Origin of the sequence: Serratia sp. NGAS9, assembly GCF_009905295.1 — a bacterium.
Taxonomy (GTDB): Bacteria; Pseudomonadota; Gammaproteobacteria; order Enterobacterales; family Enterobacteriaceae; genus Serratia; species Serratia bockelmannii.
Map to the genome: position 1 here is coordinate 3,113,835 of NZ_CP047605.1, position 15,965 is coordinate 3,129,799.

At 58.8% G+C, this 15,965-nt stretch carries 13 protein-coding genes; 10 read left to right on the forward strand and 3 right to left on the reverse strand.

The genetic code is table 11. From position 1 onward, the window contains the following. Positions 1-29: 29 nt before the first annotated feature. From GUC32_RS14935 to GUC32_RS14960, 6 genes are all read left to right on the forward strand, one after another. Positions 30-1,475 carry a serine/threonine-protein kinase gene (locus GUC32_RS14935; RefSeq protein ID WP_089196000.1) on the forward strand — a complete coding sequence of 482 codons (1,446 nt, stop codon included), beginning with the start codon at positions 30-32 and terminating at the stop codon, positions 1,473-1,475. A 142-nt stretch (positions 1,476-1,617) separates the two neighbouring features. Further along, positions 1,618-3,546: a type VI secretion system Vgr family protein gene (locus GUC32_RS14940; protein WP_025303305.1), complete on the forward strand. Its 1,929-nt coding sequence runs from the start codon at positions 1,618-1,620 to the stop codon at positions 3,544-3,546. Positions 3,547-3,600: 54 nt separating this feature from the next. After that, a complete protein-coding gene (locus tag GUC32_RS14945) occupies positions 3,601-4,041 on the forward strand; it encodes a DcrB-related protein (protein ID WP_025303306.1) in 441 nt (146 codons plus the stop codon). A 2-nt stretch (positions 4,042-4,043) separates the two neighbouring features. After that, complete coding sequence (locus tag GUC32_RS14950; protein WP_369435301.1) at positions 4,044-8,465, forward strand: RHS repeat-associated core domain-containing protein; 4,422 nt, start codon at positions 4,044-4,046, stop codon at positions 8,463-8,465. A 1-nt stretch (position 8,466) separates the two neighbouring features. Beyond that, positions 8,467-8,955: a hypothetical protein gene (locus tag GUC32_RS14955; protein WP_369435302.1), complete on the forward strand. Its 489-nt coding sequence runs from the start codon at positions 8,467-8,469 to the stop codon at positions 8,953-8,955. Between the two features lie 175 nt (positions 8,956-9,130). Beyond that, complete coding sequence (locus tag GUC32_RS14960; protein WP_089196002.1) at positions 9,131-9,532, forward strand: hypothetical protein; 402 nt, start codon at positions 9,131-9,133, stop codon at positions 9,530-9,532. Between the two features lie 147 nt (positions 9,533-9,679). Here the strand turns inward: GUC32_RS14960 and sbmC are convergent, their stop codons facing one another. Both sbmC and kynA read right to left on the reverse strand, forming a co-directional pair. Then, a complete protein-coding gene (gene sbmC, locus GUC32_RS14965) occupies positions 9,680-10,147 on the reverse strand; it encodes a DNA gyrase inhibitor SbmC (RefSeq protein ID WP_369435303.1) in 468 nt (155 codons plus the stop codon). 23 nt (positions 10,148-10,170) lie between these two features. Next, a complete protein-coding gene (gene kynA, locus GUC32_RS14970; RefSeq protein WP_089196004.1) occupies positions 10,171-11,013 on the reverse strand; it encodes a tryptophan 2,3-dioxygenase in 843 nt (280 codons plus the stop codon). Positions 11,014-11,310: 297 nt separating this feature from the next. Between kynA and GUC32_RS14975 the strand changes: the two genes are divergently transcribed. From GUC32_RS14975 to GUC32_RS14990, 4 genes are all read left to right on the forward strand, one after another. After that, a complete protein-coding gene (locus GUC32_RS14975) occupies positions 11,311-12,345 on the forward strand; it encodes a LacI family DNA-binding transcriptional regulator (RefSeq protein WP_281041349.1) in 1,035 nt (344 codons plus the stop codon). A 270-nt stretch (positions 12,346-12,615) separates the two neighbouring features. Next, on the forward strand, positions 12,616-13,851 hold the full coding sequence (locus GUC32_RS14980; RefSeq protein WP_016927236.1) for an MFS transporter: 1,236 nt from the start codon (positions 12,616-12,618) through the stop codon (positions 13,849-13,851). Between the two features lie 21 nt (positions 13,852-13,872). After that, positions 13,873-14,637 (forward strand): SDR family NAD(P)-dependent oxidoreductase, encoded by a 765-nt coding sequence (locus GUC32_RS14985; protein ID WP_043138736.1) that lies wholly within the window; start codon positions 13,873-13,875, stop codon positions 14,635-14,637. 48 nt (positions 14,638-14,685) lie between these two features. Beyond that, positions 14,686-15,102 carry an RbsD/FucU domain-containing protein gene (locus tag GUC32_RS14990; protein ID WP_149570422.1) on the forward strand — a complete coding sequence of 139 codons (417 nt, stop codon included), beginning with the start codon at positions 14,686-14,688 and terminating at the stop codon, positions 15,100-15,102. 50 nt (positions 15,103-15,152) lie between these two features. Here GUC32_RS14990 and GUC32_RS14995 read toward each other — a convergent pair whose 3' ends face one another. Further along, positions 15,153-15,887 (reverse strand): thioesterase II family protein, encoded by a 735-nt coding sequence (locus GUC32_RS14995; protein ID WP_075201387.1) that lies wholly within the window; start codon positions 15,885-15,887, stop codon positions 15,153-15,155. Positions 15,888-15,965 lie beyond the last annotated feature (78 nt).

Here is a 15,965-nt window from a genome sequence, read left to right on the forward strand (position 1 = left end):
CGGCCCTTTGAACACAGAGAGTCATCACTATGTCGGGAACCGGGATAACCAAACCGAATTCGAACAGCCTGCCGAGCGGCTATCGATTCAATGAATTCGAGATCCAGGAAGCGATCGGCGAAGGCGGCTTCGGCATCGTCTACCGCGCCTACGATCACCAACTGGAACGCACCATCGCCATCAAGGAGTACATGCCAACCTCGCTGGCGAAACGCAACGACGATCTCAGCATCGGGCTGCGCGGTGAACGCTTCAGCAAAACCTTCCAGGCCGGGCTGAACAGCTTTATTCAGGAGGCGCGTCTGCTGGCGCGCTTCTCGCACCCCGGCCTGCTGCACGTGTTGCGCTTCTGGGAAGAGAACGGCACCGCCTACATGGGCACCCAGTTTTACAGCGGCACCACGCTGAAGAACCTGCAGGCGCAGCAACCGGAGAAAATCGACGAGGCGTGGATCCGGCGGCTGCTGCCGCCGCTGTTCAGCGCCATCAACACTATCCACCAGGAAGGCTATCTGCACCGCGACATTTCGCTGGATAATATCCAGATCCAGGAAAGCCAGCTGCCGGTGCTGCTGGACTTCGGATCGGCACGTAAAGAGATCGGCAACCTGTCAGACGAAACGGAGATCATGCTCAAACCGGGCTTCGCGCCGATCGAGCAGTACACCGAGAACAGCGACGGCGAACAGGGGCCCTGGACCGATATCTACGCGCTGGGCGCCGTGCTGCACACGCTGATCGTCGGTTCGCCGCCGCCGGTCAGCGTGGTGCGCAGCATCGAAGACAGCTACCAGCCGCTGGCCGAGCGCCGCCCCGCCGGCTACTCGCCGGAGCTGCTGCGCACCGTCGATCGCGCGCTGGCGCTGAAGCCGGAAGACCGCCCGCAGACCATCGATGAAATGGCCGAGCTGCTGCATCTGCCAATCGCCGATGAGAACGAAATCATCAGCACCCCTGCGGCTGCGCCGGAGAACCTGCTGGTCGCCGCCAACCCGGCTGCCGCTGCAGCCGCCGCCGGCGCCGTTACCGCGCGCAGCACCCAATTCTCGCGCCCGATGATGGCCGGCGCCGGCGTCGCGGCGCTGCTGGTGATCGGTGCCGTCGCCTGGCTGAGCGGCGGCGAGGACGATACCCAGGCCGTGACCCAAAACACTGAGGCGTCGCCGGCGCAGAAAACCCTGACGGAGCAGCCGAGCGCGCCGCAAACCGCGCAGCCTGCAGCCGCGGAACCTGAAAAGGTGGCACCGCCACCGCAGCCGGTGGCGTTGGTGTACTTCAAACTGCAACCGGGCGAACAGGTCAGCCTCGACGGCAAGCCGCAGCAGGTGACGCCGGGCGCAAACGGCTTCGCCAGCCTGAACCTGGCGCCGGGCCGCTATCAGCTGGAAATCCGCCACGACGATCGACTCCGCCGGCAGCAACTCAGCATCGACACCGCCGGCACCTGGCTGGTCAATCCGGCCACCGCCGGTTAATCCCGTTCTGAAACTCCGCCTCGGCGGGGTTTCCCTATTTCATGAGACTGACGCACCACTGCCCATCCTCATTGGCCGCGCGGCAAGGCCGCTGCAACGCCGGAGTATGCAGGGCATGACGTCAATCACAGAGGACGTTCTCATGTTGGACCGCATTATTGCGCACACGCCGCTGGGCCAGGAGCAACTGTTGTTCCGCTCACTGGACGGTATCGAAGCGCTTTCCACCCCTTTTGACTTCTCTATTGAATTGCTGAGCACCGACGCGCGGCTCGATCGCAAAGCGCTGCTCGGCCAACCGCTGACGCTGGAGATCCCAACCCAGGGCTTCCTCAGCGCCCCGCGCTACCTGAACGGCAAGATCACCGCCATCGCCGTCAGCAGCGAAGAGATCGGCGGCACGCGCTACGCGGTGTATAACCTGCACGTGCAGCCGGATCTCTGGCCGATGACCAAGGACCGCAACTTCCGCATCTTCCAGGAACAGACGGTGCCGCAGATCGTCAAGACCCTGCTGGCGGAGCACAACGTGCAGTTGGAAGATCAGCTGACCGGCGACTATCGCCTGTGGGGCTACTGCGTGCAGTACAACGAAAGCAGTTTCAACTTCATCAGCCGCCTGATGGAGCTGGAGGGCATCTATTACTATTTCAAACACGAGATGGGCAAACACACGCTGGTGCTCGGGGACGCCCCCCACCACCACCAGCCCTATCCCGGCTATGAGATGATCCCCTACCACCTGACGCCGTCCGGCGGCAGCACCAGCGAGGAAGGCATCAGCCAGTGGACGTTGTCCGATCGCGTCACGCCGGGTATCTACAGCCTGGACGACTACGATTTCCGCAAGCCGAACGCCTGGCTGTTCCAGGCACGGCAAAACCCGGTCTCGCCGACGCCGGGGCAGATCGACGTTTACGACTGGCCGGGCCGCTACACCGAGCATCAGCAGGGGGAGTTCTACGCCCGCGTGCGCCAGGAGGCCTGGCAGGCCGAACATCAGCAGATCCGCGGTACCGCCACCGCGCTGGGCATTGCTCCCGGCAGCACCTTTACGCTGTATAACGCCCCGCACGCCGACGACAACCGCGAGTACCTGACGCTGCAGGCCAACTACCATCTGAAAGAGAACCGCTATGCCAGCGGCGACGATCAGAGCAGCGAACACCGTATCGACTTCATCGTGCTACCGGCGGACGTGCCCTGGCACCCGCCGCAGCAGGCTACCTGGCCGAAAACCCACGGGCCGCAGACCGCCCGGGTGGTCGGCCCGGCCGGCGAATCGATTTGGACCGACAAATACGGCCGCATCAAGGTGAAGTTCCACTGGGACCGCTTCGGGCCGAAAGACGACGGCAGCTCCTGCTGGGTGCGCGTCTCCAGCGCCTGGGCCGGCCAAGGCTACGGCGGCGTGCAGATCCCGCGCGTGAACGACGAAGTGGTGGTGGACTTTATCAACGGCGATCCGGATCGGCCGATCGTCACCGGGCGCGTCTATAACGAAGCCAGCATGCCGCCGTGGGCGCTGCCGGCCGCCGCCACCCAGATGGGCTTTATGAGCCGCACCAAGGACGGCACCGCCGACAACGCCAACGCCCTGCGTTTCGAAGACAAGGCCGGCGCCGAACAGGTGTGGATCCAGGCGGAGCGCAACATGGACACCCAGGTGAAAAACGATGAAAGCCACACCATCGCTAACGACCACACGCATCTGGTGGGCGGTAACCAGATCAAACGGGTGGTGCTCAATCAGGCAACCGGCGTCAAAGGCGAATCCTCCGCGCTGACCGGCAAAACGCGCAGCGACGCCGTGGTTAACGCCTTTACCCTCGGCTCCGGCGAATCGCTGCGGCTCGAGTGCGGCGAAAGCGTGATCGAACTGCTGGCGAACGGCCAAATCAACATCACCGGCACCAGCTTCAATATCACGGTGAAAGAGGACGGAGAGATCAATACCGGCGGCCAGCTGGATCTCAACCAGCCTGGCGGCGCCGCGCGCACCGCCGCACCGGGCGGTGGCCATCAGGCGGCAATCCAGAGCGCCGTCGATCAGCTGTTCCCGAAATCCTGATGCCGACGCGGCCCTGCGCCGCGTCCTTTCCCCTGATTACTTGCAAGGACATCCATGGATTACCTTTTCCAGGAAGGCCATTTCACCCTCCCCGCCATCGCCTGGCAGGACTGCACGGTCAATATTCTCAAAAACCCGCAAACCGGCGCCTCGCTGGTCATCACCCGCGGCATCATTCCGCAAGGTGCCACGCTGGAGGACGAATTCGAGAAGCAGTGGCAAGCACTGCTGCCACAGATCAGCGATTTGCAACAGTCGCCGCGCCGGCGCATCAGCGCCGGGCCGCAGGGCCATCTCAAGGCGATTGAAGTCACCAGTCGCTTTATCCGCGCCGGACACCACCATCATCAGCATCAGTTGGCGGTGCAGCCGGACGAGAGCCAGACGTTACTGATCGTCACCTATGCCGCCATGCGCCCCTTCACCCCCGAGGATGACGCTCACTGGCAGCAGGTGAAAGCGTCGCTGGTCTTGACCGAACACAGTGAACAATAGCCATGGCTGAGATCTGGGCAGCAAGAAAGGATGATGAACTGATCCACACCAGCGCGTTGGCGGACATCGCCAGCGCCGTCGCCGAAGTCGCGGTGTATGCGGTGGCGACCGCCGCCGTGTCCGCAGCAGCCGCCGCCGCAGCGCCGGCATTGGCAGGGGTGGCGGTGCTCGGCGCAGCGGCGACGGCGGCCTCCGGCTGCGTCGGCGCCGGGCTGATCGTCGGTTTTGCCACCAGCCTGACCGGCGTCGGAGAACATATCAGCAACGGCTGCGACGCCGTGGCCAACTGGCTCTTCCCGCCTTCCGTCTCCGGCGTCATTCTCACGGGCTCCCCCAACGTCTTCACCAACGCCAAACCGGCGGCACGCGCCGCAGGTCGTTTACTCACGCCCGCAGAGATCAAAGCGTTACCGGCGCCACAGCCGCCGCAAAGCTTCTGGGATTATGGCGCCGAGCTGCTGGCCGCCGGCGGTAATATCCTCTCGCAGCTATGGCAGCCCGGCGTCGCCGGCCCCAGCCAGCCCAGCCAACCGCTGGAAGAAGATAAAATCAGCTGCGACAAACACCCGCTTCCGCAATACCTGGCGGAAGGCTCCAGTAAAGTATTTATCAACGGCCAACCGGCCGTACGCAGCAATGACCGTTCAACCTGCGAGGCGAAAGTCTCGACCGACGTCTCCAAAAATGTGCAGATCGGCGGCGGCACGGTGGTGGTACGCGACATCAAGAGCGGCAAGCTGCCGGGTATCGGTTTGGCGCTGACCGTGCTGCCGCTGCTGCTCGGTAATCCGGCCAAGCTGGTTAAGAACCTGCCTTGCATGATCGGCGGCGGTCTGGCGGCGGCGGGCGTTAACGCCCTCGGCGAAGCGATCCACGCCGCCTTTAACCCGGTGCATGCCGCCACCGGCGCCAAGGTATTGAACGACGAAGAAGATCTGGACCTGTTGCTGCCGGCGCGCTTTCCGCTGATCTGGCAGCGCAATTACAACAGCCGCAATGGCTATCAGGGACTGTTTGGCCACGGCTGGCGCACGCCTTTTGAAATTTGGGTCGATCTTAACGACCGGGACGGCGTCATTGAGTGTTGCCTGCATGATGAAACCGGTCGTGAGCTACGCTTCCCGCTGCCTGAGGTGAACCAGCCGAGCTTCAGCGCCGGTGAAGGGCTGATGTTCCGCCGCGGTGAAGAGGGACAGCTGCTGATCGCCGACACCGACGGCAGCGTCTGGCGGCTGTTCGTGCCGCTGCCGCAGACCCCTTCCCGCCTGAGGCTGGTGTCGTTGAGCGATGAGTACGATAATGCGCTGCTGCTGAACTACGACGAACGACAGCGCCTGAGCCACATCGTCGACAGCGCCGGCACCATGACATTGCGGCTGGAATACGGCGATCCGCGCTTCGACGATCGCGTCACCGCCTTGCGGCATAACGACGAACCACGCGTGCGCTACCGTTATGACGACGGCGGCGATCTGCATCAGGTGATCGACGCCGGCGGCCTGGTCACACGCGAATTTCACTATAACGCCCAACACCTGCTGACCCGCCACCAACAGGCCGGTGGGCCCAGCTTCGAGTATCACTGGGCGATGTTCGACGACTGGCGCGTGGTGGAACACCGCGACAGCGCCGGCGGCGGCTGTACAATCGACTACGATTTGGCCGCCGGGTTAACGACGGTCACCGAGAATGACGGCTTGCGGCACCAGCACCGCTGGAACGCCCAACGGCTGATCGTCGAATATACCGACGAGCGTGGTGAGGTCTGGCATTACCAATGGAATGACGAAGACATGCTGATCGCCACGCGCGATCCGCTCGGCCACGGCTGGCATTTCCGCTACGATGAAGCCGGTAATCTGGTCGAGGAAGAGGATCCGCTCGGCCATATCCGCCTCACCGGTTGGCTACCGCAGCGCGCACTGCCGATCAGCGTCAAGGAGCCCAACGGCGCCACACAGCATTTCTACTACGACGAGCGCCATGCCTTGATTGCCGAGATCGATGCGCTCGGCCATACCCAGCGCTACCTGCGCGATGGCTATGGCCAGGTGGTGCAAGCCGTCGACGCCAACGGCGGCATCAGCCATTTCGCTTATGATGAGCACGGGCAATTATTGCGCGCCCGCGATTGCTCCGGCAAACAAACTCTCTACAAATATACGGCTCAAGGCTGGCTCAGCGAGGTGACCGACGCCGCCGGCGAACGCGTCCATTACCGCTACGATGCCGCCGGCCGCCTGACACAGCTGCAGCGCGCCGAGGGCTGGCAAGAGACGCTGAGCTGGAACGCGCAGGGCCAGCTGGATCGCTATCAGGGGGCCGATGGGCGCCTGACGCATTATCGCTATGACGCAGCCGGCCGCCTGCTGGCCACGCGCAATCCGCTCGATGGCGAGGTGGTGCGCCACTACGACGCCCGCGGCAGATTAACGGCGCTGCGCAACGAGAATGCCGAAAGTTACCTGTTCCATTGGACGGCCTGCAATCTGTTGCAGGAAGAAATCGGGTTGGACGGCGTCAGCACCCGCTATCGTTACGACGAATGCCGCCGGGTCGTCGAGCGCCGCTTCGCCGCCAATACCTCCGCCGCCTTCTCGCACTATTTCAACCATGACGGCGCCGGCCAACTGGTGAGCAAACAGACGCCCGATGGAGAAACCCGCTACCGCTACAGTCCGCTCGGCCAACTGCTGCATGCCGCCAGTGACCGCGGCAACGCATGGCATGACGAGCCGACAACGGCTCAGAGCGAGGTCAGTTTTGACTATGACTTGCTGGGGCGGGTAACCCGTGAACAAGGTGCCAACGGTACGCTGCGCTATGATTACGATCCGATGGGTAACCGCACGCAAACCACCTTGCCCGACGGACGCGCGCTGCGCGCGCTGTACTACGGCAGCGGCCACCTGCTGCAGCTGGCGCTGGACGATATCACCCTCAGCGAATTCGAGCGTGACAATCTGCACCGCGAGCTGAGCCGTACGCAGGGTCGCCTGACCAGCCGAGTGCATTATGATCGGCTGGGGCGCAAAGACCGGCGGGAGATCTTCAATGACAACCGCCAGCGCCCGGCGCCGGCCAGCAGCTCGCGCCAGTGGTCCTACGACTATCAAAACAACCTGACGCGCGAAGAACACAACGCCAACCCGTTCTCCTACCAGCGTTATCAGTACGATGCCACCGGTCGATTGCTGAGCCGGGACGGCACGCTGCCGGATACCGAGCGCTACCGGTACGATCCGGCATCCAACCTGCTGGATGAGGGGCAATTCCGCCAGCGGCACAACCGCGTACTGCATTATCAGGGAATTGATTACCGATACGATGTCTTTGGCCGCACGGTGGAAAAACGCAAAGGCCACTACCGTTGGCAATATCTCTACGACGCCGATCATCGCCTCTGCGAGGTGGTGCGCTACAGCCAACATCGCAGCGAAGCCCAGCAGCATGTGCAGTTCCACTATGATCCGCTCGGGCGGCGCACGCAAAAGCGGGTGTGGCAGCAAAGTCAGGATCTGCGCCAACCGGCCGGCAAATGCCAAACCACCACGTTTTTGTGGGAAGGTTTCCGGCTGCTGCAGGAAACTCGCGACGGCATGCCCCTCACCTATGTCTATGCCGATCAGGGCAGCTATGAACCTTTGGCGCGCATCGACGGCCACACGCCGGCCCAAGTATTTTACTTCCACACGGCGCCGAACGGCGAACCGGAAAGCCTGACCGATAGCGACGGAACGCTGCGCTGGCAGAGTCACAGCAGCGCCTGGGGCCGCATAAAGTATGAGGAAAATCAGCAAGATCTGGATTATTTCCAAAACCTGCGCCTGCAGGGTCAATACCTGGATCGGGAAACGGGATTGCACTACAATTTGTTCCGCTATTACGATCCGGATATCGGCAGATTTACCCAGCACGATCCGATAGGTTTGGCCGGCGGGATCAACCTGTACCAATACGCGCCGAATCCGCTGGGTTGGGTGGATCCTTGGGGATGGAAGCCACGATGCGCAGCAACCAAAGCCAACGATCATAATCAGGCAGCTTTTGGTCGACAATGGCAAGGTCGAGGTATCTACAAAGGACGAGACTCTTGGTCAAATATCATGTTGAAAGAAGGTGACATTGTTTATGGCGGCGCTCCAGGGCAATCTGGTTTTTACTTCAACAAGGCGACGCTAGATGCTGCAGGTGGCAGTAGAGCCAAGCTATGGGAAAGTTTGCAGGTGCTTCCACATGAAAAATTTGGTTATAGATCTAAAATACAAGCATATAGAGTAAAAAGAGAAACGATTGCAGGAACAGGTAAAGCGATATCTCAAGACCCAACGAGATTCGGCGAAGGCGGAGGAACTCAATTTTTCCTTTCTAACTATAAAACTGTTCTTGAGCCAATTGATAAGCCTTTTGAAATTGGATTGTAAAATGCAACTAGATACTTATGACGGAACACTAGAACTCGCGGGAATAACGCTAGGTACAGCGACAACCCGAGAAATGCTAATAAAAGGCTCCAGATTGTGGGAGGGTTGGCCAGAAAAGTCAGATGGTAGGACTACATCATACAGAACAATAATCAGTACAAAAAAAGAAAAATCCGGCGATATATATATAATTGCCGACTTCTCCGGGGCCTTCATTACAGATGCAGTGCTTTGCAGTTGGCGTTTTGCGCCTGAAAAACTCATGATGGGAATACAAAAAAAAGTAGAAGGTGCTATTACCAAAAATCTTCGAACATGGTTTTATGAAAAAACTCATATACAACTTCCAGTTAGTGGTTCATGGGGGCATATTGACGCTGCTTATGACCCACATAATTTAACGGGAACAATAGTATGCAACTATCGCAGTGCATTTCATACTGAGGATGAATGGCGAAAATATTGCAAAAGGAATAACATAATTTATTAAAAAAGAGGAAACTCATCCACATTATTATATAAAAATTCACACACTCATTCCATAATGCAGAGTGTGTGTGATTTTTCACTCCCCCTCGAATATCGCAAATAACTACATCTTCACTTCGCACACTAACAATCAATAAAGGCATGAATCATTTATTCACTAGATCTATTTAAATATTATGAACAAAGAGAAAATTGTCATTACCCCATCAAACAGGCAACTATTTGATGGTAACGAAGAGCAGTTTCGTTTATTTAAAAAAGAAGTATCCATCCCTAACTCTAACGAAAAAGTACTTTATGATAACAGCTCTGCGATACCCATATGGGATATAGATGAAAACATCAGGAAGGCGATCGCAGAAAAAATAAGCGGGATAAAAGTCATAGAGTACCCATATGACCCAATACCTTCATATAAAAATGAAAATCTGGATATCTACATTCAGAATGTAGAGTCGGAAATGCACAAAAACAGAATAACAATAATCACGGCGACGGGTGAATCACAACCAGCAAGATATAAGATAAAGTTGCTGGGTTTCATTTTTCACTGGCGCTCTATTAGGGGCGCTTGCTGAAAACAGTAGGTTTATAAAAACCTTAAATATACATTCTATGATATAGACATGGAATAATTATCTTATGACTGTTCCTCTTTTAAATGAATCTTTAAATATCCCATCAAAAGGCTCCCAAAGAGCCTTTTGATACGCTACCGCGCCGTCTCACCACTTCTTCACCGTCTGGTAAATATCGAGGTCGAAATAGCCGTCGGCTTCGCAGTCGTTGAGATAGTGCTCATAGCTCACCCCCTCAACCGGCTGGTAGCCGCTGGCCGGCAGCAGCTTCTGATAGAACTCGCCCCACACCCGCTCGAAATCGCCATCGCTGATGCGCACGTGGTAGACCGCATACTGCCCGGCGGGCAGCGTCTGCACGGTCACGCCCTCGCTGCCCGCCGGCAGCGCGAAATCGTCCGCCACGCTTATCACTACGTCGGCACGCAGCTTTTCCAGCGCCACTTCCGCCGGATCGTCCCAATACAGCACCAGCCATTTGCCAAACGGCACGCCGTGGCGTTTCCGCCATGCCAGCAGTTGCTGCGAGCCCTGCGGGATGGTCTGCGGATACGGCCCCACGACTCTCACTCCCACCACCTTCTCCGCCGCTTTATCGATAATCCTCACGCTCATCGCCCTTATCCTCCCACGTTATTTCAGGCGCCGATTTCGGTGCGCACGTCCAGCAGCTCGGGGAAAAAGGTCAGATCCAACGCCTTTTTCAGGAAGCTGACGCCGCTGGAACCGCCGGTACCTGACTTAAAGCCAATGATCCGCTCCACCGTTTTCATATGGCGGAAACGCCACAGATGGAAACTCTCCTCGATATCCACCAGCTTCTCCGCCATTTCATAGGCTTCCCAGTAGGTCTGCGGGTTGTCGTAGATCACTTTGAACGCCGGCAGCAGATCCGGGTTGCGCTGGTAGGGCTGCGTCCAGTCACGCTCGAGGCACTCCTGCGGGATCGGCAGGCCGTGGCGTGCCAGGTACAGCAAGTATTCGTCGTACAGGCTCGGCGCTTCGAGGATCGCCTTCAGCGCGGCGTGCTTTTCCGCATCGCTGTTAAACACCGCCAGCATCGCCGCATTCTTGTTGCCGAGCAGGAACTCGATCGACCGGTATTGGTGCGACTGGAAGCCCGATGAGCTGCCCAGCACGTCGCGAAACTCGACGTACTCCGACGGCGTTAGCGTTTCCAGCACCGCCCACTGTTCGAACAGCAGCCGCTGGATCTGTTTGACGCGCGCGAGGATTTTGAAACAGTGGCTGAGTTTGTCCTGTTGCACCAGCCGCACCGCCGCCTGCAGCTCGTGCAGCATCAGCTTCATCCACAGTTCGGAGGTTTGGTGCTGTATCACGAACAGCATTTCGTCATGATGTGGCGGGTTGGAGAGTGGGTGCTGGCAGTCCAGCAGCGAGTCCAGGCACAGGTAATCGCCATAGCTCATGCGTTTGGAAAAATCGGTGACAATCGCGCTTTCTAATTCCCGTTTGTTCATCTGTTCTCTCCGTTGCGCCCAGCGCCCCATCGGCCTGGAACGTGCCGCAAAGAGAAAACAATAGTACAGAACCCGCCGCCCCGAAGGGCGATAAACGAGAGGTGCTTCGCAGATCTCACTCATCTGCGTTAACACATTGCCCCTCTCCCCCTGTGTTGTTTAGTAAACAACACGGCTGCCGCCTGACGATTCTCACAAATGCGCAATCCCATGCGCGCAGCGCCCCGGTTCCGGCTTGCCTGCGGCCGGCTTCCCTTATAGATTGCAGGCTAACGGCAGGCAGCAAGGTATCGGCAAATGGCAAATATTCGTGATGTGGCGCGGTTGGCCGGCGTGTCCATCAGCAGCGTGTCGAACCTGCTGAACAATCGCAGCCACCAGATGAGCGCGCAGACCCGTGAGCGCATCGAACGGGCGATGGAAACCCTGGGATACCGGCCGGCCCGAGCGGCGGTGCCCGCGCCGCAGGCGAAGATCATCGGCCTGCTGCTGCCGTCGATCGTCAACCCGAGCTTTTCGGCGCTGGCGCATGCGGTCGACGGCGCGGCGCGGGTTCACCGTTACCGCGTTTTGCTCGGCAACGCCTACCGCCAGGAACAGGAAGAAGCCGCGTTTATCGACGATATGTTCCTGCACGGCGTGCGCGGCATCATCGTAGCGGCGAGCGACATTCGCCAGACTCATTTTGTTCGGGCCGCCGAGCGAGGCATGAAGATTGTCAGCTACGACAGCCCGTTCGCCGAGCCGATGGCCACCGATACCCGACTGTTCGACAGCGTGTCGATGGACAATATCGCCGCCGGGCGCCTGGCCGCGCAGCACCTGCTCGAGCGCGGCTGCCGACACATCGTGTTCGCCACCGAAGCGACGCTGACCGTCGGGCGCAGCCACAAGATCGACGGTTTTCTGAGCGCGCTGGGGCACAGCCTGAGCGAACGCCAACGGGTGATGGAAGGCAAAGCCAACAGCGCCTACGGCGACACGGAAATGTTCGAATTGGGGCTGACGCTGGCGCCGCGCGTTCTCGCGTTGGCACCGCGCCCGGACGGCATCGTGGCGATTAACGATGCGCTGGGCATCGGGCTGATGGTGGGCCTGCGTGCCGCCGGCATCCAGGTGCCCGCAGACATCTCGGTGATCGGCATCGATAATATCGCGCTGGCCGGCCTGGCCGAACCGGGGTTGACGTCGATTGGCCCACCGCTGGCGGAGATGGCGCAGCTGATGGTCGAACGCCTGATCGGCCGTATCAACAATGATTTGCAACCGCCCGGCGAGTTTCTCTTCCCGCCGTCGGTCATCAGCCGGCGCTCGGTCAAAGCCGCCGGTTAATACGGTAAAAACGACTTTCCCAGACGATGCGCAGCCGGCATCGTCCGGATCGTCGCAGCTAAAAGCAGAAAAAATAGAATCGTCGCAATAAATAAACGGCGCGACGCTTTTATGCACGCAACGTCGTTATTCAGCACGCCGCTCATGACTTTGGGCTGGGCCGCTATTATTCCGATTAACCACATGGGAAAAACCATGATGAAAAAAACAATGCCAACGGATATTGAACGCAGCGCCATCAGGAAATTGACGCTGCATATTGTCCCCCTCATGATCTTATTGTATTTCCTGGCCTTTCTCGACCGCAACAATATGGCCTACGCCGCCAAAGCGCTGGAAGATAATCTGGGATTGACCGCCTCGGCCTTCGGCTTCGCCTCCGGGATTTTCTTTATCGGCTATTTCCTGTTTGAAATACCCAGCAACGCCGGCACCATTAAATTTGGCCCGCGCATCTGGTTCGCCAGAATATTAATTTCCTGGGGCATCTTCGCGACCCTGCTCGGTTTTGTGCGCACGCCGCTGGAGCTGTATATTTGCCGTTTTATGCTGGGCGTGTGCGAAGCCGGTTTCTTTCCCTCGGTGGTGTATTACTTCACGGTTTTCTTTCCGGAGAAATACCGCACCAAAATTCTCGGCATGTTTATCATCGTCCAGCCGCTGTCCAACGCGGTCGGCTCGCCGATTTCCGGCTTTATTCTCAATATTCAGCATGACTGGTTCGGGTTCGCCCCCTGGCAGCTGCTGTTTATCCTCGAAGGGCTACCGCCGATCGTCATCGGCCTGCTGATCCCGTTCCTGATCAAGAACTCCCCCAAAGACGTCGGCTATCTGAACGTGGAGGAAAAAGCCTGGCTGATGAGCAACGCCGGCCGCTCCAAATCCGGCTCTAAAATCACGCTGGCTGACTTCCTGAAGGGGATTAAAAACAAGAAATACCTGCTCTACGCGCTGCTCAACTTCGGCATGGTGTGCGGCATTTATGGCTTCGGCACCTGGCTGCCGTCGATCATCAGCGCCCTCTCCGGCGGCGATATCTTCCGCGTCAGCCTACTGGCGCTCATTCCCTACGGCCTGGCCGCGCTGCTGGTCTATCCGTGGAGCCTGTGGGCCAGCAAAACCAAAAAGCTCGGCGTATTTGCCGGCCTCAGCATGGTGGTTGCCGCCATCGGCCTGATGGGGGCGGTGACGTTTTTTAAATACGACCCGCTCGTCGCGCTGTCGTTCCTGTGCATCGCCGCCATCGGTATCTACACCGCCGTGCCGCCGTTTTTATCCATGCCCGCCAATATCTCCACCGGCGCGGCTGCGGCCGCCGGACTGGCGGTGGTCAGCTGCATCGGCAATATCGGCGGTTTTGTCGCCCCCTATGCGGTGGGCGTGCTGAACGATCTGACCGGCAGCAGCGCGCCGGGGCTGTTTTTCCTGGCCTCGTGCCTGCTGGCCACCGGGCTGATCTGCATTTTCTACTGCGCCAAACAGCGTGAAGGCGTCATCAATTCTTAACGAACCAATAAGGAGTCAATCATGGGCGATCTTGCGGGCAAAAAGGTCTTTATCACCGGAGCGGAACAGGGCATTGGCCGCGCCACTGCGGAGCGGCTGATCAAGGCCGGTTGCGACATCTATTTTCACTATCACAGCGACGAAAGCGGCCCCAAGGCGCTGGTGGCGCTGGCCCATTCTCTGGGGCAAAAAGCCGCTTACGGCTACGCCGATCTCATCGATACCGACGAAACGCTGCGCTGCGTCGCGGCCGGCGCCGAGTTTCTCGGCGGCATCGATATTCTGGTCAATAACGTCGGCGGCATCGTCGGGCGCAAATGGCTGGGCGAGATCGACCGCGCCTTCTGGCAAACCGTGATCGACGTGAACATGACCACCATGCTGAACGTGACGCAGAGCGCGCTACCGTTCCTGAAGGCGGCGGCAAACGGCGCCAGCATCGTCAACCTGGCCTCGCAGGCCGGCCGCGCCGGCGGCCACTCCGGCTCGCTGGTCTATTCCGCCACCAAGGGCGCGGTGCTCACCTGGACGCGCTCGCTGGCGGCGGAGCTGGGCGAGCACGGCATCCGGGTAAACGCGGTGGCGCCCGGCCTGATCCTCGGCACCCGCTTCCATAATCGCCACACCACCCAAGAATCGGCGGAGGAAACCGTTCGCGCCATCCCGCTGGGCCGCGCAGGCACGCCGGACGACGTGGCGCGCGCCATCGCCTTTCTGGCAGCGGAATACGACGGCTTCATCTCCGGCGCCACTCTTGATATCAACGGCGGCATCTACCGCATGTAATTCAGCTGCGGGCGGCACGGCTGCCGCCCCCTATTCAGGTATCGCCTTATGATTAAATCCGCCATCACCCACCCGCCGCTGCTCGCCGCGCTGGCGCAATGCGGGCATAAAACCCAGGTGCTGATCGCCGACGGCAACTACGCCTGCGTGACCCACGCGCCGAAAGACGCCACCGTGGTCTATCTGAACCTGGCGCCCGGCACGCTCGCCGCTCCGCCAATCCTGGAAAAACTGCTGGCCTGCATCAACGTGGAAAGCGCGGCGCTGATGGCCTGCCCGCCGGACTTCACCAACGCTATCGAAGCCGAATACCGGCAGCTGCTGCCTGAACATTGCCCGATCGAATACCTGCCGCGCGAGGCGTTTTACGCCGCGGTCAAATCGGATCGGACGTTGCTGGTGATCGCCTCCGGCGAACAGCGCCGCTTCGCCAACCTGCTGCTGACGGTGGCGCCGGTGGTGTGATGACGCCATTGCGTTAATGGCGGTTGTGCCCCAACCGCCATACCTGCGCTTTACGCCAGCTGCTGATTCACGATATCCGCCACTTCTTTCGGCTGATGATTGATGAAGAAATGATCCGACGAAACGGTGTGCAGACCGATATGCGCGCTTGTATAGCGCGCCCAAGCCGCCATGTCCGTCTTGGAAACAGTGCTGTCGCGGCTGCCGTGAATCAACACCAAAGGATAATTGATTGTCTTCTCCTTCAACGCCCGTTTCATATGAAAATTAATCGACAGCTCGTTGCGTATAATAGGAAAAAATAAGCTTCTGAAATCAACGTCATCCAAAATATCAGGTTGAGTTCCGCCATAACGACGCAATACTTCGGCCATTTCATCATCATCTGAATGCATCGGATCATGCTTAAAATCCGTAATGTGCGGCGGTGCTTCTGCGGCGATAAAAATTCGCGCCGGCGGTTTATCCTGAGCGATAAAACGACTCGCCAATTCAAAGGCGAATAATCCGCCATTGCTGTGACCAAGAAATGAGTACGGTTTTCCCGACATCAGGCTCGTGGCTTCTCGTTCAACCTCATCCAAAATTTTGTAGACATCATTGCACAACGCCTCTGAAAAGCGGCGCCCATTGCCGGGCAGTTGCATGGCGTACACGGACGTATTGCTATTGACGTAGTGAGAGAATGGCACGAATACCTCGGCATTTCCGGCGGCATAAGGGAAACAAAATAAAATATGCTCATCATCCCCACCGGTACCCCTTTTTATTTGCTCAAACCACATACGGCTTCCTCTGCTTTGCAAGAATATGACGCTATCCGCCACCGCGGAGAACGGGAGCGGCGTAATCAAAATCAATAC